The 4,576-nt window shown below is 63.9% G+C and carries 5 protein-coding genes and 1 pseudogene; all 6 read right to left on the reverse strand.

Going from position 1 to position 4,576, the window contains the following annotated elements; genetic code table 11:
* Positions 1-285: glycoside hydrolase family 15 protein (locus NTX40_04810; protein ID MCX5648404.1), on the reverse strand; the 285-nt coding region annotated here is incomplete at its 3' end.
* A gap of 226 nt (positions 286-511) precedes the next feature.
* Complete coding sequence (locus NTX40_04815; GenBank protein MCX5648405.1) at positions 512-706, reverse strand: type II toxin-antitoxin system HicB family antitoxin; 195 nt, start codon at positions 704-706, stop codon at positions 512-514.
* The gene (locus NTX40_04820) at positions 703-885 is read right to left on the reverse strand and encodes a type II toxin-antitoxin system HicB family antitoxin (protein MCX5648406.1); all 183 of its coding nucleotides are present in this window, start codon (positions 883-885) and stop codon (positions 703-705) included. Before NTX40_04820 ends, NTX40_04815 begins: the two co-directional genes overlap by 4 nt.
* Positions 886-1,038: 153 nt before the next feature.
* Positions 1,039-2,214: a glycoside hydrolase family 57 protein gene (locus NTX40_04825; GenBank protein ID MCX5648407.1), complete on the reverse strand. Its 1,176-nt coding sequence runs from the start codon at positions 2,212-2,214 to the stop codon at positions 1,039-1,041.
* 1 nt (position 2,215) lies between these two features.
* Complete coding sequence (locus NTX40_04830) at positions 2,216-3,553, reverse strand: glycosyltransferase (GenBank protein MCX5648408.1); 1,338 nt, start codon at positions 3,551-3,553, stop codon at positions 2,216-2,218.
* A 187-nt stretch (positions 3,554-3,740) separates the two neighbouring features.
* Positions 3,741-4,576, reverse strand: a pseudogene (gene hemB, locus NTX40_04835) (porphobilinogen synthase).

Here is a 4,576-nt window from a genome sequence, read left to right on the forward strand (position 1 = left end):
GCGGTTGAAATCCACCACGTCGTTGCAGTACAGGCGGACGCGGAGCCCCTCATGCCGGAGGCTGACGCTCGTGACCAGCGTCTCCTTCAGATACCGCAGAGATTTCTTCCACCCCTCGTCGCTCGTCCAGGCCAACTTCCCGTCGGCAAAAACACCGAATCGGCAAGGGCCCCAGCCGGCGTGGTTTTCCTGGCCGACGTAGGGGTAATAGACGTCGCGGATCTGATAGTCCGAATCGAACGCGATCAGCAGGTTGCCGTTGGAGACGGGAATATCGCGCGGCACGTTGTGGCTCCGCTGGGGGCCCCGCAAACAGGGGAATTATACGGAGCGAACGGGGTCTATGCAACGGGGCGCCGGAAGTGGGCCGGCGGGAGGTCCCGGCGAGGCGGACGACCGCCGGTCACCCGTGAGAAAGCGCGGTGGGTCTCCTGACCCACCGCGCCCATTGGCACTCTCCGCGCGGCGGCCCGGGAGACCCGCCGCGCAAAAACAGGTTAAGAAACCAGTTCTAGGTTCCGGCGGTAGCAACCGGGACAGCCTCGCCGTGCTTGCGAAGGCTTTTGAGATACCCCTCGATGGCGTCCTGGATGTTCGCCAGGGCCGCCTCGCGCGTGTCGCCCTCGGAAACGCAACCCGGAAGAGACGGGCATGTGACAACGTATTTGCCGTCCTCATCCTGTTCGACCAGAACCCGCAATTTCATAAGCGGCCTTCAAGAACCTCCGGGCCGAAGGCCTCGATGTGGAACCGGATGGCGGATCGCACGTCGGCCAGGGCCTCTTCGTACGAGTCGCCCTCGCCCACCACCACGCCCTTGAGGCCCAGCGGGTAGGCCACGTATCCGTCCGGGTGCTTCTCGACAATCAGTTTGATCGCTCTCATGGCGGCCTTCTTTCCCCAACGCCTTTCCCCCATTATAATAGCACATGCCCGGCCAAGAGCAAGGGCTGTTCGCAGGCGAATTCCCTGCCCCGACAGTAAGAGCCATCCCTGAACACAAGCCTGTCGAGCGATGCTTCTTCCGCCTGCGTCTGCCTAGCGCCGCAGGCGCGTGCGAAGGTTATCCAGGACGTTCATGAAGTTGATGTAGGAATCGTACGGCGACTCGTAGGGGTTGAAGTACTTGTGCACGTCGCCGTCGGCGAACCATTTGGTGCACATGTAATAGAAGTGATCGGAAGTCTGGAGGCACCGCCAATCGTGGAGCAACTGGGGATCGCCCTTCTGCTTGACCTGCTCCTCCAGGCGGTAGAGTTCGTGCAGGGCGTTGGATTGCATGGCATTGCCGAGCCAGGCCGAAAGGTCCCGCTCGATGTCCGCCCATGAGATCATGTGGGGAATGTCGAGTTCGGCGACGGGGGCGTAGGTCCGGACAACCTGGGAAGGCGTCATGAAGTTGTTGTCCGGGTGTTTCAGAACGTGTTCGGGCACGTGATACAGGAAGTCGAAGATTCCCGAGTCGGCCCACTGGTGCTCGCCGAACGTCTCGTAGTCCATGAAGAGGTTCACAACGAAACCGTTCCCGTTCACCTGGTTCACCCAACCGGCGAATTTCTCGGCCGTCAGCGGCCACTCCGCCCAGCCCCGGTCGGAGAAGCGGAACGCGATGTCGTCCGAAAGGCGATAGTTCTTCAGCAGAAGGCTGATGCGGTCGGCGCCGATGGGGCGGTAAACGAAATTCGGGCTGCGGTACCCCAGGATGTGGTCGGCCCCTTCGGCCAGAACTCCCTGGTAGCCCATCCCCTGGATGAAGTGGCCGAGGTCGTTGTTGTAAATCAGTTCGGTGTTGCGAAACACCGTTGGCCGGACGCCGAACACTTCGGTCATTTTCGCCGAGTGGGCCGCCACCTGCTCGCGGAACTCCTCGCGGCTGTAGAGGAACGACAGGCTGTGGTAGTACGTTTCGGCCAGGAGTTCCACCTGGCCCGTGTCCACCAGCGCCTGGAACGACTGGACCACTTCGGGCGCCCAGTGCTCGAACTGCTCCAACGCAACGCCCGTGATGGAAAACGAGACGGCGAAGTCGCGCCCGTACTGGCGGACGAGGTCCAGCAGCACCCGGTTCGTCGGAAGGTAGCACTTGGAAGCGACCTTGCGGCAGATCTCGGCGTTCCTGAACTCGTCGAAGTAGTTCGCGGCCGAGTCGAAAACGCTGTACCGGCGCAGGCGAAACGGCTGATGGACCTGAAAATAAAAGCAGACGCTGGCCATGCTAGCGACGCGCTCCCACCACTTCGCTGTAGACGTCCATGCAGGCCTTGGCGGCGTCGGCCCACGAAAATTTGCGAACCTCGAACGCGCCGTGCTCCCGGAGGGTTTTCCGGAGCGGCGGATGGCGAAGGACGGCGATGATCTTGTTCGCCATCTCGTTGATGTCCCAAAAATCCACCTTCAGCGCGTGCGTCAGCACCTCGCTCACGCCGCTCTGCTTCGAAATCAGCACCGGCACGTCATGCGAAAGGGCCTCCAGCGGCGCCAGGCCGAACGGCTCGCTGACCGAAGGCATCACGTACAGGTCCGCCATCTCGAACACGCGGTCCAGATCGTCGCCGTGGAGGAACCCCGTGAACGTCACGCGGTGTCCGATCCCCATCGCCGCCGCCAGCTCAATCATCCGCCGGATCATGTCGCCCGAACCCGCCATGACGAACTTCACGTTGTCCATCACTTCGAGGACCTTCTTGGCGCCCGCCAGAAAATACTCCGGGCCCTTCTGCATCGTGATCCGCCCGACAAACAGGACGATCTTGTCGTCCTTCTCGATCCGCTCCACGGGATGGACGATCGGATCGCCGTTCACCGTGATGGCGTTGTAAACGACGCTGCACTTGGAGGCCGGCACGCCGTAGCGGCTCGTCACCACGCTCCGCGTCAGCCGGCTGACGCAGATGACCTTCTTCGCGCCGTGCAGGCCCGCACGCTCGATGTCATACACCTGCTGGTTCACGTTCGTCCCGCTGCGGTCGAACTCGGTCGAATGAATGTGTGCCACGAGGGGTTTGCCCGACATCGCCGCCACCGCCAGCGCCGCCGGAAAGGTCATCCAGTCGTGGGCGTGAATAACGTCGAAATCGCTCTGGCGGGCCAGGTCCGCGACGACTCGCGCGTACCGATGAACCTCGGACATCAGGTTGCCCGCGTAAATGGGCGGCACGGAACTGAGCCCCAGGCTCGTCGGAAGGTTCACCGGAGAGGCCGGCGCCCCGGGCGCCGCTTCCGTCGCGGTCTGGCCAACCTGCTGCGACGCCTGCATGCGCTCGGCCGCGTACCCTTCCTCCGTCACATAGGGAGTCAGGCCGCTCTCAACAGGAATCAGGCGGACGTGTTCGAGTCCCTTGACCGTCCAGTAGGTGTGGGTCCGCCCCCGGCCCTTTTCACGAACGGAAAACACCTGGACCCGGCCCCGCCGCTGGTCCACCACGCCGCGCGGAAGGACAAACAGAACCTCCGTCCCGAGGTCGCTCAAGGCCTTCGTCAGGCCGTAGCAAGCCGTACCGAGACCACCGCTTATGAAGGGCGGAAACTCCCACCCCAGCATGAAAACACGCATCGTTCTGCGCCCACATCATGGGCGCCCGGCCCAAGCCGAGCCCCCTACCTTTGACCCCTCTGACGGAAAAAGGAGAACACCAGGAGAAGCACCCTCCCGCCTGGCGCTATTCTAAAGCGCGCGGGCGCGTACTGTCAATGGCTTGGACGCAACGGGCCAAAAGGGCTCTGTGGGGCAGCCCGGACAATCAGCCCGTCGCCTTGGCCGCCGCTTCCGTGGCCCAGTAGGAGATGAGGATATCGGCCCCGGCCCGGCGAAGGCTCGTTAGGATTTCGTGAATGACGGCCTCGCGGTCGATCCACCCGTTGGCGGCCGCAGCCTCGACCATTGCGTACTCCCCGCTCACGTTGTACGCCGCCACCGGCACCCCGAACTCGTCCTTCACGCGCCGGATGATGTCGCCGTAGGCAAGGGCCGGTTTGACCATCACGATGTCGGCCCCCTCCTCCAGATCCGCCGCCACCTCCCGCAGCGCCTCGTCCGAGTTCCGGAAATCCATCTGGTATCCGCGGCGGTCGCCGAACTTGGGCGGGCTTTCCGCGGCGTCGCGGAACGGACCGTAAAAGTGCGAGGCGTACTTCGCGGCATACGACAGGATAGGCACCTGCTCCAGGCCGCACGCATCGAGCGCGTCGCGGACCGCCCCTACGCGACCGTCCATCATGTCGCTCGGGGCGACCATGTCGGCCCCGGCTTCGGCGCAGACGACGGCCATCTCGGCCAGACGCTCCAGCGTCGCGTCGTTATCAACGCCGCTGGCCTGGTTCGCCTCCGCAGGATGCTGCGCAGGCGGGCTTGCCCGCCGCGCAAGTTTACCCGCCGTCCGTGTGGCGGGCGCGGCGGCGAAACGTTCGTCCAGCACGCCGCAGTGACCGTGTGGATGGGATGCCGAACAGAAGCACCGCCGGCACCCCGGCATCGCGCACGCGCCGGGCCTCCACGACGAGTTCCTCAAGGCCCAACTGCGCCTGCCCCGGCAGGCTCGGGATGGGCGAGCGGCCTTTCAGGCCTTCTTTGACGAAG

Source organism: Planctomycetota bacterium, assembly GCA_026387035.1.
Classification (GTDB): domain Bacteria; phylum Planctomycetota; class Phycisphaerae; order FEN-1346; family FEN-1346; genus JAPLMM01.